This window comes from Rhodoferax sp. AJA081-3, assembly GCF_017798165.1.
GTDB lineage: Bacteria > Pseudomonadota > Gammaproteobacteria > Burkholderiales > Burkholderiaceae_C > Allorhodoferax.
Genome location: NZ_CP059068.1, coordinates 395,657 through 410,941 on the forward strand (window position 1 = coordinate 395,657; position 15,285 = coordinate 410,941).

A 15,285-nucleotide genomic window follows, 5' to 3' on the forward strand; every position below is an offset into this window, starting at 1 on the left:
CTTGAGGGATTGACCCGGAGTCTGGGCCGCAGAGGGCTCTGCTCCGTGTCCCCCGCCCTACGGGCTCCTCCTTTACCTGCGCAGAACCCTCTGCAGCCCAGAATCCTAGGAAAATGTATGAGTAAACAATTCGACGTGATCGTCATTGGCGGTGGCCCCGGTGGTTATATCGCCGCCATCCGCGCCGCCCAGTTGGGCTTCAACGTAGCCTGTATCGATGAGTGGAAGAACGAGAAGGGTGGCCCAGCCCCCGGCGGTACTTGCACCAATGTGGGCTGTATTCCGTCTAAGGCCTTGCTGCAGTCGTCTGAGCACTTCCACCACGCCAACCACCACTTTGCCGAACACGGCATTTCGGCTACGGGTGTGAGCATGGATGTGGCCAAGATGCTGGCCCGCAAGAACACCGTGGTGAAACAGAACAACGACGGCATCCTGTACCTGTTCAAGAAGAACAAGATTGCCTTCTTCCACGGCCGTGGTTCGTTCGTCAAGGCCTCCGACGGTGGCTATGAGATCAAGGTGGCAGGCGCTGCCGAAGAAACCCTCACCGGCAAACAAATCATCATCGCCACCGGCTCCAATGCCCGTGCGCTGCCCGGCACTCCGTTTGATGAAGTTAATGTGTTGTCCAACGACGGCGCCTTGAACATCGGCGCCGTACCCAAAAAGCTGGGCCTGATCGGCTCCGGCGTAATCGGCCTGGAAATGGGCTCGGTCTGGAAGCGCCTGGGTGCAGACGTCACCATCCTCGAAGGCCTGCCCACTTTCCTGGGCGCGGTGGACGAAGGCGTGGCCAAGGAGGCGTTCAAGGCCTTCACCAAGCAGGGTCTGAAGATTGAGCTGGGCGTCAAGGTCGGCGAGATCAAGAACGGCAAAAAAGGCGTGTCCGTGGCCTACACCAATGCCAAGGGTGAAGCACAGACGCTGGACGTCGACAAACTCATCATCTCCATCGGCCGTGTGCCCAACACCATCGGTCTGAATACCGAAGCGGTGGGCCTGGCGCTGGACGAGCGCGGTGCCATCGTGGTGGACGCCGACTGCAAGACCAATCTGCCCGGCGTATGGGCGGTGGGCGATGTGGTGCGTGGCCCCATGCTGGCGCACAAGGCGGAGGAAGAGGGCGTTGCCGTGGCGGAGCGTATTGCTGGCCAGCACGGGCACGTCAACTTCAACACCGTGCCCTGGGTGATCTACACCAGCCCCGAAATTGCGTGGGTGGGCCGTACCGAGCAGCAGCTCAAGGCGGATGGCGTGGCCTACAAGGCTGGGCAGTTCCCCTTCCTGGCCAACGGCCGCGCACGTGCGTTGGGCGACACCACCGGGTTTGTCAAGTTTCTGGCTGATGCCACGACCGACGAAATCCTGGGTGTACACATCGTGGGTCCGCAGGCATCTGAATTGATCTCCGAAGCCGTGGTGGCCATGGAATTCAAGGCCAGTGCCGAGGACATCGCCCGCATTTGCCATGCCCACCCGTCCTTGAGTGAGGCGACCAAGGAAGCCGCATTGGCGGTGGACAAGCGGACATTGAATTTCTAATTGACTTCTTGGTCAAATAGCTTGTTAGCCCCCGTGAAATATGGTCCGTTAGCTATTAAATTAATAGTGTTCGGAGGGGCTTCATGGTGAGCGTCAAACAAACCTACGAGGCCGAGCTGGCCAGCCGTGGTTATGTGGCCGACCCCGCGCAGTTGCGCGCGGTCGATGCGCTGGAGCGCTGTGCACGCGAGTGGGCAGACTTCAAGGAGCAGCGCTCCAACGCCTTCAAGAAGCTGATCAACCGCCCCGATGTCCCCCGCGGGGTCTACCTGTACGGTGGCGTGGGGCGGGGCAAGAGTTTTTTGATGGACTGCTTCTACAACGCGGTCCCCCTCAAACGCAAGACACGTCTGCACTTCCACGAGTTCATGCGCGAGGTGCACCGCGAACTATCGGACCTGCAGGGCACGGTCAATCCCTTGGACGAGCTGGGAAAACGCATAGCCAAGCGTTTCCGCCTGATCTGTTTTGACGAATTCCATGTGGCGGACATAACCGACGCGATGATCCTGCACCGCTTGTTGTCGGCGCTGTTCGAGAACGGTGTGGGTTTTGTCACCACGTCCAACTTCAAGCCCGACGAACTGTACCCGGGCGGACTGCACCGCGACCGCATCCTGCCCGCCATTGCGCTGCTAAACGAGCGCCTGGAGGTGCTCAACGTGGACAACGGCACCGACTACCGCAAGCGCACGATGGACTCGCTGAAGCTGTACCACATGCCCAACGGACCGGCCGCAGATGCGGCCATGGAGCAGGCCTTCAACGCGCTAGAAGAAACCCACGACGAAGAGCCGGTGCTGAACATTGAGTCGCGCAAGATCTGGGTGCGCCGCAAGGCAGGCGGGGTGGTGTGGTTTGATTTCAAATCGTTGTGTGGCGGGCCGCGTTCGCAGAACGACTACCTGGAAATCGCCACCCAGTTCCACACGATTTTTCTGAGTGACGTGCCCCATATGCCCTTGCGCATGGCGTCCGAGGCGCGGCGGTTTACCTGGTTGATTGATGTCCTGTATGACAGACGTGTCAAGCTGATCATGTCGGCCGAGGTGGCGCCGATTGACCTGTACACCGATGGGCCCATGGCCCACGAGTTTCCGCGCACCGTGTCGCGCCTGAGCGAAATGCAGTCGCAGGAATACCTCTCGCAGGAGCGGCGTGTGGTGGATACAGGCCTGACATGATGCGCCGCTGGTGGGTGGTGTTATGGCTCGCAGGCCTGGGCACCGCGGTTTGGAGCCAGGATGCCCCAAATGTGGTGGGGGGTGGCCAGGCTGAGCGTCTGCGTATTGACAGCATGCGCCAGCAAAAGACGGCGGAGTTGGATGCAGAAGAGTCGGCCTGTTTGTCACGGTTTGCAGTCACCGACTGCCAAAACGAGGTTAGTGTGCGGCGACGTCAGATGTTGTCTGACCTGAAACGCCAGGAAGCGGTCCTCAATGCCGCGGACCGAAAACAACGAGGCGTTGAGCAGTTGCAACGGGAAGAACTGAAAGCGGCCGACAACGTGCAGCGCCAACGGGACGCACAGACACGCACCGAAAAAAGCGTGCTGCAAGACCGGCAAAAAACGCAGGACGACAAACAGCGCTCCCACCACCAACGGGCGCAACCGGTCAAAAGCCAGGCAGCGGTTGCCAAAACTGGCGCAGTGCTGAATGCTGAGACGATTGAAAAGAATCGCCAGGCCTACAGTGATAAACAGAAGGCACTGGAAAAACGCCGCCAGGAACGTGACCAGCGGCTGCTGGACCATGGAAAGGGCAGTCAGCCACTACCGCTGCCGCCCTGAGGCCCTAACCCTTGAACGCGAAACTAGGGCGTGAGGGGTTCGAGCTTGACCACCACAATCGACAGGTTGTCACCCACACCGCGGCCGCGGGAGCGGGCCTTTTCGATCAAAAACTCGGTGGCCTCACGTGCACTCAGCGTGGACAGGACGGAACCGAGTTCGCCCGTGTTGAAGTAGTGCCAAATACCGTCGCTGCAGGCCATCAGCACGTCGCCGGGGCGCAACTGGGAGATGAAATGGAAATCCACCGGAGGATCGTTCTCGGTACCCAGGCAGCCCATCAGGATATTGGACTGCGGGTGTACGGCCGCTTGCTCCTCGGTGATCTCACCGCGGTTGACCAGGGCCTGCACATACGAGTGGTCCATGGTGCGCTTGACGAAGCGGTTGCCGTGGAAATGGTAAATACGGGAATCGCCCGTGTGGGCCCAGTGGCAGTCGCCACCGGCGTTGATCAGGAAAGCCGCCAGGGTGCTGTGGGGCTCTTCTTCTGAGGAAATGGCTGTGAGCTTGATGACTACGTGGGCTTCCTGCACCACCTGTGCCAGGATGGCTGAGGCGTCGTCGGTGTCGGGGTCGTAACGCTCGAAGAGTTGCTTGGAGGTCATCATGACCTGATCCGAGGCCTTGCGGCCGCCGCTGCGTCCACCCATGCCATCGGCCACGATGGCCAATATGCAACCATTGATACGCGGGTGTTTCAAGAGCGCGATCTGGTCCTGCTGGTACTCGCGGTCGCCCTTGTGTATACCTGTGGAAGCAGTGAGTCGGTAACCAGTGGCCATGTTGATTTGCTTAAGAAGCAATACTTTCTGCAAAAGGACAGTAAGGTCGTATTATCAAGCCAGCACGACCCTTGGTGCCGTAGTTTAAACCCGTACTTGCTTGCATTGCCCTTGGTAACAAATCTCCACTCACCTGAACGCCATTTGATCGAGTTGCGGATGGAGCATGCCGACCTGGATGCTCTGATAGACCGCGCGGCCAATGATGCGCCGGTAGACGAACTGATGATGCGCAGGCTCAAAAAACGCCGTTTGTCCCTGCGTGACGAAATTGCGCGTGTGGAGCGTGAATTGCAGCCCAACGAGCCGGCCTGACGCATGGGTCTGCAGGATCTGGTCGCGCGGGCGTTTGACGTTGATGGGGCCTTGGCGCAGTGTGTAGACGAGTTCACCCCCCGAAGCGGACAGACTGCGATGGCAAATGCAGTGGCGGCCACTTTGGAGAGTGGTGGGGCACTGGTGGTCGAGGCCGGAACGGGTGTTGGCAAAACCTTTGCCTATCTGGTGCCAACCCTGCTCAGTGGTGAACGCGTCCTGCTGTCCACAGCGACAAAAACTCTGCAGGACCAGTTGTTTGGACGCGATATTCCACGCCTGGTGGCCGCGCTGGGCATGCCGGTGCGTGCGGCGCTGTTGAAGGGGCGCAGCAGCTACCTGTGCATGCTCCGCTTGGGGGACGCCAGGCACAGTGAAATGGCACATAAAGCCTCTGTGCAGCGGGATTTGGGCCGTGTTGAGGCCTGGTCTCAAACCACCCGTGCGGGGGATATGGCCGAGTTGACGCAGCTCGATGAACGTTCGCCGGTCATACCCCTGGTCACGTCCACGCGGGACAACTGCCTGGGCGCCCGATGCCCGCAGATCAGCAATTGCCACGTCAACCTGGCGCGGCGCGAGGCCATGGCGGCCGATGTGGTGGTCATCAACCACCACCTCTTTTTTGCCGATCTGAACATCCGCGAATCGGGTGTGGCCGAGTTATTGCCGACGGTGCGGGCCGTGGTGTTTGACGAAGCGCACCAGCTCAACGAAATCGGCGTTAACTTTTTGGGCCGTCAGCTGACAACCCACCAACTGGACAATTTCGGGCGCGATCTGGCGCTGCAAGGGCACAAGATGGTCCTGGCCCACACCGCGTGGCCCGACATGTTGGTGGAGCTCAGCCGCAGTGTGCAGGCGTTGCGCGCGTTGTGTGGTGGTAGCCAGGCCACCGGGCGTATCGCGTGGGAGGCTGAACAGCCCGCAGGCATTGCTGCGCAGGATTGGCAGGCTGTGGTGTCGGATGTGCATACGGCACTGCAGCACACGGATGTGGTGTTGCGCAGCATGGAAGATCTGTCGCCCGAGCTTCAGGCGCTGCATGAACGTGCCTCGCGCCTGATGGCTGAGCTGGACGTGTTTTCACACGCCGTGCAAGCCGGTGCCGTACGCTGGCTGGAGGTGGGCAGTTCACAGGTTCGGCTGGTTCAGTCACCGCTGGACATTGCAGATGCGATGCGATCACGTGTGAACAGCGCTGAAACCGATGGAGGCAATCACAAGTCCTGGATTTTTACGTCAGCCACCCTGGGGCATGACGCGCACATGGCACATTTTGTGGCGTCATGTGGGCTGGAGGGCGCGCAGGTGTTGCAGGTTCAAAGCCCCTTCGACTACATGGCCCAGGCAGCGTTGTACATCCCTGAACACATGCCCAAGCCGGGTGATGCGGGGCATAGCACCGCAGTGGCCCGGCTGGTGGCCCAGGGTGCCGCCGCGTTGGGCGGGCGAACCCTGGTGTTGACGACCACATTGCGGGCCATGCGCGACATTGCAGCAGCTTTGCGTGAGCACTTTGGTGCCTTGTCGTTCATGGATGTGTTGCTGCAGGGAGAGTCCCCCAAGCGCGAACTGACCGAGCGTTTTGTAAGGGGCGCCGTGGCCGGAAACAATGGTTGCATCCTGGTTGGCTCGGCGTCGTTCTGGGAGGGGATAGACGTTCCGGGTGACGCGCTGCAAATGGTGGTGATAGACAAACTTCCGTTTGCCCCGCCAGGAGACCCGGTGGTAGAAGCGCGGTCGAGGCAGCTGGAAGCCAGTGGCAGCAACCCGTTTCACCACTACCATGTGCCCCAGGCGGCGATCGCCCTCAAGCAGGGGGCCGGCCGTTTGATCCGTCGGGAAACTGACCGTGGGATGCTGGTGGTGTGTGATGTGCGGCTAAGCCAGATGGCCTATGGACGCCGTATTCTGGCGGCCTTGCCGGCCATGCGGCGCATCACCTCGCAAGACCAGTTTGTCCAGGTGCTCGAAGGTCTGTTTACCAGACCTTCCACCACGGGTCATTGAGTGCACGCGAGCCATGCACCAGAAAGTCGGACTTGGGATAGTTCTTTTCCAGCACGCGTTTGGCGTCGTCCCGTAGCTGTGTCATGCCAAGTGCTTCGTACGAGCGGTACATGATGTACAAGGCCTCTTCGACGGCTGCAACCTCTCGGTAGTCGGAGACGGCAACTTGGGCGCGGTTGACGGCGGCCAGGTAGGCGCCGCGTTTGTAGTAGTAGCGGGCCACATGTACTTCGTATTGGGCCAGCGCACTCACGATGTAGTTCATGCGCAGGCGCGCGTCACTTGCATAGCGAGAATCTGGAAAGCGGTCTACCAGTTCCTTGAAGGCTTCAAACGACTCTTTGGAGGCTTTCTGGTCGCGTTCGGTCAAATCCTGTCGCGTGAACTTGGCAAACAAGCCCAGGTCATCGTTGAAGTTGATCACGCCCTTGAGGTAAATGGCATAGTCCATGGCGGGGCTCACTGGATGCAGCTTCATGAAACGCTCCAGCGTTGCCAAAGCCTGTGCGGGCTCTGCTGATTTGTACTGTGCGTAGGCTTTGTCCAACTGTGCCTGTTGCGCCAGCGGTGTACCGGCAGCTCTTGCTTCCAGCTTTTCAAGCAAGGGTATCGCCCGTTCCCACTGGCTCGCTGCCATCTCTTCCTTTGCCTCCGAGTAAATCCTGTTGGGACTCATCGTGGCTGTCTTGTCCACCGTGGTGCTAGAGCAGCCGGCGGTCAAGAGTGTGACGGTCGCCAGCAGTGAAACGCAAACGACCGATAATTTGACACGAAGCATGTTAGGAAACTTTCTTGAAACAGAGCACAGGAATTATATCGAGCGCCCCGGTGCCGAACGACTCTGAGGAGTTGGAGGACGCCGCAAACGACGTTGAATGGCGCAAGCTTAGCGTGTCTGCAGAACAACACGGCGCACGGCTGGACAAGGCCCTGGTCGACGCGGCACCCGAGTTCTCCAGAAACTACCTGCAGCAATTGATTGAAGCGGGCCGCGTCACTATCAACTCGCAGCCTGCCCGCAAGGCGTCGCACAAGGTCAAGGCGGGGGACGAGTTGGTGATCGAGCTTCGGCCCACACCCCAAAGCCAAGCCTTTAAACCCCAGGCCATGCCATTGGACGTGGTGTTCCAGGACGCCCACATTCTGGTCATCAACAAGCCAGCGGGGTTGGTGGTTCACCCCGCGCCGGGCAATTGGAGTGGCACCTTGCTCAACGGCCTTCTGGCATATGACACGGCGATTGCAACCGTGCCCAGAGCCGGTATCGTGCACCGCTTGGACAAAGACACCAGCGGGCTGATGGTAGTGGCCCGCAGCCGCACCGTGATGGACGCCCTGGTGCAGTCCATCGCTGCGAGGGATGTGAGCCGGCAATACCTGGCTGTCGCGCACCGTCCCTGGACCGGACCGACGCGCCAGACCGTGGATACGCCCATAGGCAGAGACCCACGCAACCGTTTGCGCATGGCCGTCGTGGATCTGGACAGCCAAGCGGGTAAAGCGGCGAAGACGGATGTGGTGTTTCTGGACAATGCCGACAGTGGATGTCTGGTTCGCTGTATTTTGCATACGGGGCGCACCCATCAGATCAGGGTGCACATGGCTTCGTTGGGCCATCCTTTGGTGGCCGATGTGGTGTACGGAGGTGTCTGTGTTGCTGCCATGCATCGGCAAGCCCTGCACGCTACCCATCTGGCCTTTGACCACCCTGTGACCGGGGTGCAGATGACCTTCGACGCACCACCACCAGAAGATTTCCAAGCACTTCTCGCCGCTTGGGGCCTGCGTTACAATCCAAATGCACGGGTCGAAAACCCGTAAGCGCCTCGTGACATGCCGAGGTGAGGCACGGTGAATTCTTCACATCTGCTGCCGTCTGTTTGGAATCTCATTGATTGCTCACCGGGATGGTGGCGTTTCCGATAAAGCCTGACTATGAACATGGCAGATGCAAAACGGGTCCTGGAGACCGCGTTAATTTGCTCTCAGCAACCCTTGCCGTTGCGCGATATGCGTTCGCTCTTCAATGAGTCTTTGGGTGCAGACACGCTCAAAAGCCTGCTCGAAGAGTTGGGCAGCGAATGGGCGGGCAGGGGCGTTGAGTTGGTCAATGTTGCTTCCGGATGGCGCTTTCAAAGCAGGCCGGAAATGCGCGAGTACCTGGACAGGCTGCATCCCGAAAAACCACCCCGTTACACACGGGCGACGTTGGAGACGCTGGCCATCATTGCCTACCGCCAGCCGGTGACGCGGGGCGATATGGAGGACATCCGTGGTGTGACCATCAATTCCCTGTTGATTAAACAACTGGAAGACAGGGGCTGGGTCGAGGTGATTGGACACCGGGAAGCAGCAGGGCGCCCGGCACTGTATGCGACCACCCGGCAATTTTTGGATGACCTGGGGCTGAAGTCTCTGGATCAGCTGCCATTGTTGGAGAGTGTGGCGAATCAGGACGGAGTTTTTGGCGCCCTGGTTGAATCAGCCGGAGAGACCGTCGCGTTGCAAGCCGCCGAGGAGCTTGTGTTGGGCGACGAAAAGATGCAATTGGATATGCCACTGGAAGCCGTCAATCTAGAAGTGCCTCCACCTTTAAATGGATTCTCAGAATGAACGAAAACACGCCTGCACAGCCAACGCCCGAAGAGCTTGCTCCCGAAACTGCCGCATTACCCAGCACTGAAGTAGACGGCACCGCACCGGTAGCGTCGGCTGCGCCCTCTCTCCAGGCCGATCTGGCGGTTGTACCTGCTGGGCAGACAAAGGCGGCGTTCGACAACCGCTTCAGTGACGTCATTTCGGGCCAGTTTGACGCTGACGAGGAGTTGGTGGAGCTGGTGCTGCCCAAACGCGTGCTGGCACCGATGGCCGAAACGCCTAAGCTGCACAAAGTATTGGCCCAGGCTGGCATGGGCTCGCGCCTGGAGATGGAGCAGCTCATTATGGAAGGGCGTATCTCGGTTAACAATGAGCCTGCCCACATTGGTCAGCGTATCCAGTTTGGCGACAACATCAAGGTCAATGGCAAGCCCATCCGTTTTCGTATCGATCCCCCACCGGCCCGGGTGATCGCTTACCACAAGCCTGTGGGCGAAGTGGTGACCCATGATGACCCACAAAACAGGCCCACCGTGTTTCGACGGCTGCCCAAGCTGCACCAGGGTAAGTGGCAGTCGGTCGGGCGCCTGGACCTGAACACCGAAGGCTTGCTGCTGTTTACCAGTTCTGGTGAGTTGGCCAATAACCTGATGCACCCCCGATTCGGCCTTGAGCGCGAGTATGCGGTGCGGGTATTGGGTTCCTTGAACAAGGAAGAGAAAAAAATGCTGCTGGAAGGCGTCAAGCTGGACGACGGCATGGCGCAGTTTGGCTCGATTGAAGATGGTGGTGGCGAAGGCTCCAATTGCTGGTACCGCGTAACCATTTCTGAGGGCCGAAACCGCGAGGTGCGCCGCATGCTGGAGGCGGTGGGCCATGCCGTGAGCCGATTGATCCGCATCCGATACGGTGCCATGGTTTTACCGCGCGGGCTGAAGCGTGGCGGTTGGATGGAGTTGGACGAGGCTGATATTCGATCCCTGGTACAGGCGGCTGGTGGCGGACGGGCACCAGCGGAGGGTGTTCGGGAAGAGGGTGCACCACGTGGCAACCCGGGTCGTGGTGGTCCACAAGGCAATGGCCAACGCCGCGGTGGTCGCACGGGCGGCCCCCGTGGAGCCAATGCAGGCGGTCAGCCAAACCCGACGGCCCCAAGCGGCTTTAAGGGTCGCGGCGGCCAGGGTGGACCCAAAGGGGGTGGGCGTCCAGATGGGAATCGTTTTGATGCGCCGCGCGATGGGCGGGGTGGGGCTGCGCAGCCGGACCCTATGAAAACCGCCTTTGGTTACATTGGTGCAGATAGCTTTACGCGCCAACGTCAGGACGGCGGGCAAAGACCATCCGGTGGGCCTGGTGGTCAGCGCCGCAAGGGACGTAGCCGCTAGGCGGCAATGCTAAAATAGCAGGCTTTGCCCCGCTTCGGAGCAATAGGTCAGATTCTCAATCAGTTCAGGAAATATTATGACAATCGAACGCACTCTCTCCATCATCAAACCCGACGCCGTTGCCAAGAACGTCATCGGACAAATTTACGCCCGTTTCGAAGCAGCTGGCCTGAAGGTCGTTGCTGCTCGCATGGCGCATTTGTCCCGCGGCGAGGCAGAAGCTTTCTACGCGGTCCACAAGGCGCGTCCTTTCTTCAAAGACCTGGTGGATTTCATGATCTCCGGTCCTGTGATGATCCAGGCACTGGAAGGCGAAAACGCCATTCTGAAGCACCGTGACCTGATGGGCGCTACCGACCCCAAGAAAGCTGCGCCCGGAACCATCCGTGCCGACTTCGCCGACAGCATTGATGCCAACGCAGTGCACGGTTCCGACGCAGCAGAGACCGCCGCAGTCGAAATCGCGTTCTTCTTCGCTGGCGCGAACGTTTTTTCCCGTTAAGTTATGCAATGACGGCCAACCTGCTTGATTACGATCTGGACGGATTGGCCGCCTTTTGCGAGCGGCTCGGGGAAAAACGCTTCCGTGCGACCCAGCTTTTTCGGTGGATTCACCAAAAAGGGGCTGCTCAATTCGAGGATATGAGTGATCTCGCTAAGTCTTTGCGCGAGAAACTCAAGACTACCGCACACGTCCAGGCACTTCCGGTGCTTTCTCAGCACATCTCTGTGGACGGAACCATCAAATGGTTGTTTGATGTGGGTGGTGGCAATGCCATAGAGACCGTATTTATCCCGGAAGACGACCGCGGCACGCTCTGCGTTTCGTCTCAAGCCGGTTGCGCCGTTGCGTGTCGGTTTTGCTCTACCGGGCACCAGGGGTTTAGCCGCAATTTGACGGCTGGCGAGATTGTGTCGCAGCTCTGGTTTGCCGAACATTTTTTGCGCAAGCATTTGAAGAAGGACGAACGCGTCATCTCCAATGTAGTGATGATGGGTATGGGCGAGCCTCTGCAAAACTATTCAGCGTTGGTTCCGGCCCTGCGGGTCATGTTGGACGACCATGCGTATGGTTTGTCGCGCCGCCGTGTGACGGTTTCCACGTCGGGCGTGGTCCCGATGATGGACAGACTGGGCCAGGATTGTCCCGTTGCGCTGGCGGTGTCCTTGCATGCGCCCAATGATGCACTCCGAGACGATCTGGTTCCGTTGAACCGCAAGTACCCTATTGCGGAGTTGCTGGACGCCTGCAAGCGCTATTTGGAGGTGGCGCCCAGGGACTTCATCACCTTTGAGTACTGCATGCTGGATGGAGTGAATGACACGCCAGCACATGCAGCCGAATTGGTGAAGCTGGTGCGTCCCGTTAAGGGTGAACGGGCTTGGTGCAAATTCAACCTTATCCCCTTCAACCCTTTTCCTGCCTCTGGACTGGTCCGCTCCCAACAAAGCGCAGTCCTCGCCTTCTCCAAAATATTGAGTGACGCGGGCATCGTAACGACAATCCGCAAGACCCGTGGCGACGATATCGATGCTGCGTGTGGTCAACTAGCGGGCGATGTGCAAGATAGAACGAATATTCAGACACGAATCAGCAAGCGACGCACTATCATCATCACGCCCGAAAATGAATTGGCTCCACAGGGGAGAGAGGATATTGTTAATGACTGATAAGTTGCGGATTGGCGTTGCAGCGCGCTCATGGATCGTGTGGTCCAGTCTGGTCGCTGTGACCGTCGTGTTGTTTTCTGGTTGCGCGTCCAATATGCCGGGCGCCTCCATGAATTCGGACCGTGAGACAGAGTCAGATGAGCCGGAGGCACGCAAACGCGCGCGGTTGCGGCTGGAGTTGGCTGTGGCCTACTTTGACAAAGGCCAGACCACCGATGCGCTGGATCACCTCAAACAATCCATTACGGCTGATCCCGGTTTGTTTGAGGCCTACAACCTGCGTGGGTTGATCTACATGCGGCTGAATGAGATGCCGCTTGCGGAAGAAAGTTTTCGCAGGGCACTTGCCATTAATACCAAGGCAGCTAGCGTGCAGCACAACTACGGTTGGATGTTGTGCCAACAATCCCGATTCACTGAGTCGACGCAACTGTTCAATAGTGCCTTGGCGAATCCGGCCTATGGCGAACGCGCCAAGACTTGGATGGCCATGGGCTTGTGCCAGATGAAGGCCGGTCAGTCCGCCGAAGCCGAAAGCAGTTTTGTACGTGCCTACGAGTTGGATGCTGGAAACCCCATCACGGCGTATAACCTTGCGCAGTTGTTGTACCAACGCGGGGAGTTTGTGAGAGCCCAGTTTTATGTTCGGCGCTTGAACAACAGCGAGCTGGCAAATGCCGAGTCCCTGTGGCTGGGAATTAAAGTGGAGCGGCGCATGGAAAACCGTGATGCGATGGCACAACTGAGCGGTCAGTTGAGGAAGCGTTATCCACAATCTCGGGAAAACTTGGCTTTGGAGCGAGGTGCCTTCAATGAGTAATGTGGGGGCTTCCGATGAAGTGGGTCTGGGAGAGGCGCAGGCGTCGCCGGATACGGTAACTGCCGGAGCAATGATGCGCAGTGCCAGAGAGGCCGCCGGCTTGCACGTGGCAGCCTTGGCGGTTTCCATGAAGATACCGGTAAAGAAGCTTGAAGCGCTGGAGGCAGACCGTCTGGACTTGCTGCATGACGCGGTTTTTGTACGGGCATTGGCCGCAAGTGTTTGCCGTGCGCTGAAAATTGACCCTGCCCCGATATTGCACAAGCTTCCGCTGACCACAGCACCCAAGTTGAACCCAGACGAGCGTGGTATCAACGCTCCGTTTCATTCGCCCAGTGATGCGACTACGATGCCGCTTCCCGCATTGCTGACCAAACCTTCAACGCTGATTGTTGCTGCCCTTGTATTGGCGGGCATAGCGGTGTTCTTCATGCCGGGTATTCAAGAGCCGGAAGTCTCTGGTGAAATCGCCACCCAACCGAAGGAAACCTTTGACAGCAGCGTAGGGCAAATCCAGGCGGTGCCGCCTTCGGCGCCGGTTTTGAGTGCTAGCCCAGAGCCAGTTGCTGAGGCAAGCTCTGTGGTTCGCAACCCAAATGAAACGGCTACCACGTCAACAACGCCCGTTGTGGAAGCACCGCCCATGAAGGCTGCAACGCCGTTAGGCCCCGCGGTCGCGGCCAGCCAACCCGTGGCGCTTGCGAGTCGGCCAACACAGCCTGCTAGTTCTCCGGCAGTGGCGGCAAGTCGCCCTTCCAGCGCCCCTGTGTTGCCAACGACAGGCACGGTTGTGTTTAAAGCCAGAGGTGTTACCTGGGTCAAGGTTGTAGATGCCAAGGGCATGGTGCAGTTGAGCAAGACTCTGGCCGAAGGTGAGGTGGTGGGTGCTTCTGGCGCGGCGCCTCTGTCGGTTGTCATCGGTCGGGTAGATGCCACGGATGTTGAGGTTCGTGGACAACCTTTTAGTTTGTCGGCGGTATCCCGCGACAACGTTGCACGTTTTGAGGTGAAGTAGTGGATTCCAGTTTGGCTATTGCTTTGTCAACTCCGGTGCGGCGCAAGTCGTTGCAGGCGCGTGTCGTGTGGGGTGGGCGTGTGGTCACCTTAGGTGGCGATGCGCCTGTGCGTTTGCAGTCTATGACCAACACCGACACCGCAGATGCCATTGGTACCGCTATTCAGGTGAAGGAGTTGGCAATCGCAGGATCAGAGATGGTCCGCATTACCGTGAATACCCCAGAGGCTGCCCAGGCAGTACCCTATGTGCGGGAGCAATTGGATCGCATGGGCATTGATGTGCCATTGATAGGCGATTTCCACTTTAACGGGCATCGCTTACTGACAGACTACCCTGAGTGTGCCAAAGCACTGTCCAAATACCGCATCAACCCTGGCAATGTGGGCAAAGGCGATAAGCGGGACAAACAGTTCTCTCAGATGATCGAAGCCGCTTTACGGTGGGATAAGCCTATTCGCATCGGTGTGAATTGGGGCAGCCTGGACCAGGAGCTGCTTGCCTCCATGATGGACGAAAACAGCCGGCGTGCGGTGCCTTGGGACGCAAAGCCGGTGATGTACGAGGCCTTGATCACGTCAGCTATTGAGTCCGCCCAAAGAGCGGAAGCTATTGGCATGGACCCGGGTCAGATTATCTTGTCATGCAAAGTCAGTGGTGTACAGGATTTGGTTGCCGTTTACCGGGAGTTGGGACGTCGATGTGCGTATCCATTGCATCTCGGCCTGACCGAGGCGGGGATGGGGACCAAAGGAACGGTCGCGTCGTCAGTGGCGTTGGGCGTGTTATTGCAAGAGGGTGTAGGTGATACGATCCGTGTCTCGCTGACCCCTGCGCCAGGTGAGTCGCGTTCCCAAGAAATTGTTGTAGCGTCTGAAATCATTCAGGCCTTGGGTCTGCGCAATTTTGTGCCCAGCGTTACTGCCTGCCCAGGATGTGGCCGAACCACCAGTACGACTTTTCAGGAACTCACACAGCAGATTGATGATTTCCTGCGAGAGAAAATGCCAGTCTGGCGCAAAAGTTTTCCTGGCGTGGAAAATCTCAAGGTGGCCGTGATGGGGTGCATCGTGAATGGACCTGGCGAGAGCAAACACGCGGATATCGGTATCAGTTTGCCTGGTACCGGTGAGGCACCTGCCGCTCCGGTGTTCATTGATGGCGAAAAGCGCATGACTTTGCGCGGTGAATCCATCGCATCAGATTTCCAGAATGTCGTGGAAGACTACATCCAAAAGCGCTTTGGCACTTCGGCTGAACGCGCAACGCAATAGAAAACACGTGTCCGAGAGCCTCTTGTCGCTGAGGTTCAACAACCTACAATCCCCGGCTTAACTGAATAATCA

15 protein-coding genes are annotated in these 15,285 nt (G+C 58.6%); 13 read left to right on the forward strand and 2 right to left on the reverse strand.

Annotated elements, in window-relative coordinates:
- Positions 1–117 precede the first annotated feature (117 nt).
- The 3 genes from lpdA to HZ993_RS01880 all read left to right on the forward strand — a co-directional run bounded on the left by lpdA (position 118) and on the right by HZ993_RS01880 (position 3,337).
- The gene (lpdA, locus tag HZ993_RS01870; RefSeq protein ID WP_209395588.1) at positions 118–1,545 is read left to right on the forward strand and encodes a dihydrolipoyl dehydrogenase; all 1,428 of its coding nucleotides are present in this window, start codon (positions 118–120) and stop codon (positions 1,543–1,545) included.
- An 83-nt stretch (positions 1,546–1,628) separates the two neighbouring features.
- On the forward strand, positions 1,629–2,729 hold the full coding sequence (gene zapE, locus HZ993_RS01875) for a cell division protein ZapE (RefSeq protein WP_209395589.1): 1,101 nt from the start codon (positions 1,629–1,631) through the stop codon (positions 2,727–2,729).
- Entirely contained in the window at positions 2,726–3,337 is a 612-nt protein-coding gene (locus HZ993_RS01880; protein WP_209395590.1) for a hypothetical protein, read from the forward strand. The genes zapE and HZ993_RS01880 overlap by 4 nt, the downstream gene beginning before the upstream one ends.
- 23 nt (positions 3,338–3,360) lie before the next feature.
- Here the strand turns inward: HZ993_RS01880 and HZ993_RS01885 are convergent, their stop codons facing one another.
- Positions 3,361–4,122 carry a PP2C family serine/threonine-protein phosphatase gene (locus tag HZ993_RS01885; RefSeq protein WP_209395591.1) on the reverse strand — a complete coding sequence of 254 codons (762 nt, stop codon included), beginning with the start codon at positions 4,120–4,122 and terminating at the stop codon, positions 3,361–3,363.
- Positions 4,123–4,233: 111 nt separating this feature from the next.
- On the opposite strand from HZ993_RS01885, the gene HZ993_RS01890 reads away from it, so the two are divergent.
- Together HZ993_RS01890 and HZ993_RS01895 are read left to right on the forward strand one after the other, a co-directional pair.
- Positions 4,234–4,437 (forward strand): YdcH family protein, encoded by a 204-nt coding sequence (locus tag HZ993_RS01890; protein ID WP_209395592.1) that lies wholly within the window; start codon positions 4,234–4,236, stop codon positions 4,435–4,437.
- 3 nt (positions 4,438–4,440) lie between these two features.
- Entirely contained in the window at positions 4,441–6,450 is a 2,010-nt protein-coding gene (locus HZ993_RS01895) for an ATP-dependent DNA helicase (RefSeq protein WP_209395593.1), read from the forward strand.
- Here HZ993_RS01895 and HZ993_RS01900 read toward each other — a convergent pair.
- Positions 6,422–7,228: an outer membrane protein assembly factor BamD gene (locus HZ993_RS01900; RefSeq protein ID WP_209395594.1), complete on the reverse strand. Its 807-nt coding sequence runs from the start codon at positions 7,226–7,228 to the stop codon at positions 6,422–6,424. The two genes, HZ993_RS01895 and HZ993_RS01900, sit on opposite strands and share 29 nt — an antisense overlap.
- Before the next feature lie 50 nt (positions 7,229–7,278).
- Between HZ993_RS01900 and HZ993_RS01905 the strand changes: the two genes are divergently transcribed.
- The 8 genes from HZ993_RS01905 (at position 7,279) to ispG (ending at position 15,213) form a co-directional block, all read left to right on the forward strand.
- Complete coding sequence (locus tag HZ993_RS01905) at positions 7,279–8,271, forward strand: RluA family pseudouridine synthase (protein ID WP_245213785.1); 993 nt, start codon at positions 7,279–7,281, stop codon at positions 8,269–8,271.
- Between the two features lie 114 nt (positions 8,272–8,385).
- Positions 8,386–9,063 carry an SMC-Scp complex subunit ScpB gene (gene scpB, locus HZ993_RS01910; RefSeq protein WP_209395596.1) on the forward strand — a complete coding sequence of 226 codons (678 nt, stop codon included), beginning with the start codon at positions 8,386–8,388 and terminating at the stop codon, positions 9,061–9,063.
- Positions 9,060–10,433 (forward strand): pseudouridine synthase, encoded by a 1,374-nt coding sequence (locus tag HZ993_RS01915; protein ID WP_209395597.1) that lies wholly within the window; start codon positions 9,060–9,062, stop codon positions 10,431–10,433. The genes scpB and HZ993_RS01915 overlap by 4 nt, the downstream gene beginning before the upstream one ends.
- Positions 10,434–10,509: 76 nt before the next feature.
- Positions 10,510–10,935 carry a nucleoside-diphosphate kinase gene (gene ndk, locus HZ993_RS01920; protein WP_209395598.1) on the forward strand — a complete coding sequence of 142 codons (426 nt, stop codon included), beginning with the start codon at positions 10,510–10,512 and terminating at the stop codon, positions 10,933–10,935.
- An 8-nt stretch (positions 10,936–10,943) separates the two neighbouring features.
- Complete coding sequence (rlmN, locus tag HZ993_RS01925; RefSeq protein ID WP_209395599.1) at positions 10,944–12,104, forward strand: 23S rRNA (adenine(2503)-C(2))-methyltransferase RlmN; 1,161 nt, start codon at positions 10,944–10,946, stop codon at positions 12,102–12,104.
- The gene (gene pilW, locus HZ993_RS01930) at positions 12,061–12,924 is read left to right on the forward strand and encodes a type IV pilus biogenesis/stability protein PilW (protein ID WP_245213786.1); all 864 of its coding nucleotides are present in this window, start codon (positions 12,061–12,063) and stop codon (positions 12,922–12,924) included. Before rlmN ends, pilW begins: the two co-directional genes overlap by 44 nt.
- Complete coding sequence (locus tag HZ993_RS01935; RefSeq protein ID WP_371816960.1) at positions 12,917–13,939, forward strand: RodZ domain-containing protein; 1,023 nt, start codon at positions 12,917–12,919, stop codon at positions 13,937–13,939. The genes pilW and HZ993_RS01935 overlap by 8 nt, the downstream gene beginning before the upstream one ends.
- The gene (gene ispG / locus HZ993_RS01940; protein ID WP_209395601.1) at positions 13,939–15,213 is read left to right on the forward strand and encodes a flavodoxin-dependent (E)-4-hydroxy-3-methylbut-2-enyl-diphosphate synthase; all 1,275 of its coding nucleotides are present in this window, start codon (positions 13,939–13,941) and stop codon (positions 15,211–15,213) included. Before HZ993_RS01935 ends, ispG begins: the two co-directional genes overlap by 1 nt.
- The last annotated feature ends 72 nt before the right edge of the window (positions 15,214–15,285 follow it).

What these genes read in the sequence shown, in the direction of transcription:
- lpdA (WP_209395588.1), top strand. Translation starts at nt 118, where the DNA reads ATGAGTAAACAATTCGACGTGATCGTCATTGGCGGTGGCCCCGGTGGT.
- zapE (WP_209395589.1), top strand. Translation starts at nt 1,629, where the DNA reads ATGGTGAGCGTCAAACAAACCTACGAGGCCGAGCTGGCCAGCCGTGGT.
- HZ993_RS01880 (WP_209395590.1), top strand. Translation starts at nt 2,726, where the DNA reads ATGATGCGCCGCTGGTGGGTGGTGTTATGGCTCGCAGGCCTGGGCACC.
- HZ993_RS01885 (WP_209395591.1), bottom strand. Translation starts at nt 4,122, where the DNA reads ATGGCCACTGGTTACCGACTCACTGCTTCCACAGGTATACACAAGGGC.
- HZ993_RS01895 (WP_209395593.1), top strand. Translation starts at nt 4,441, where the DNA reads ATGGGTCTGCAGGATCTGGTCGCGCGGGCGTTTGACGTTGATGGGGCC.
- HZ993_RS01900 (WP_209395594.1), bottom strand. Translation starts at nt 7,228, where the DNA reads ATGCTTCGTGTCAAATTATCGGTCGTTTGCGTTTCACTGCTGGCGACC.
- scpB (WP_209395596.1), top strand. Translation starts at nt 8,386, where the DNA reads ATGAACATGGCAGATGCAAAACGGGTCCTGGAGACCGCGTTAATTTGC.
- HZ993_RS01915 (WP_209395597.1), top strand. Translation starts at nt 9,060, where the DNA reads ATGAACGAAAACACGCCTGCACAGCCAACGCCCGAAGAGCTTGCTCCC.
- ndk (WP_209395598.1), top strand. Translation starts at nt 10,510, where the DNA reads ATGACAATCGAACGCACTCTCTCCATCATCAAACCCGACGCCGTTGCC.
- rlmN (WP_209395599.1), top strand. Translation starts at nt 10,944, where the DNA reads ATGACGGCCAACCTGCTTGATTACGATCTGGACGGATTGGCCGCCTTT.
- pilW (WP_245213786.1), top strand. Translation starts at nt 12,061, where the DNA reads ATGAATTGGCTCCACAGGGGAGAGAGGATATTGTTAATGACTGATAAG.
- HZ993_RS01935 (WP_371816960.1), top strand. Translation starts at nt 12,917, where the DNA reads ATGAGTAATGTGGGGGCTTCCGATGAAGTGGGTCTGGGAGAGGCGCAG.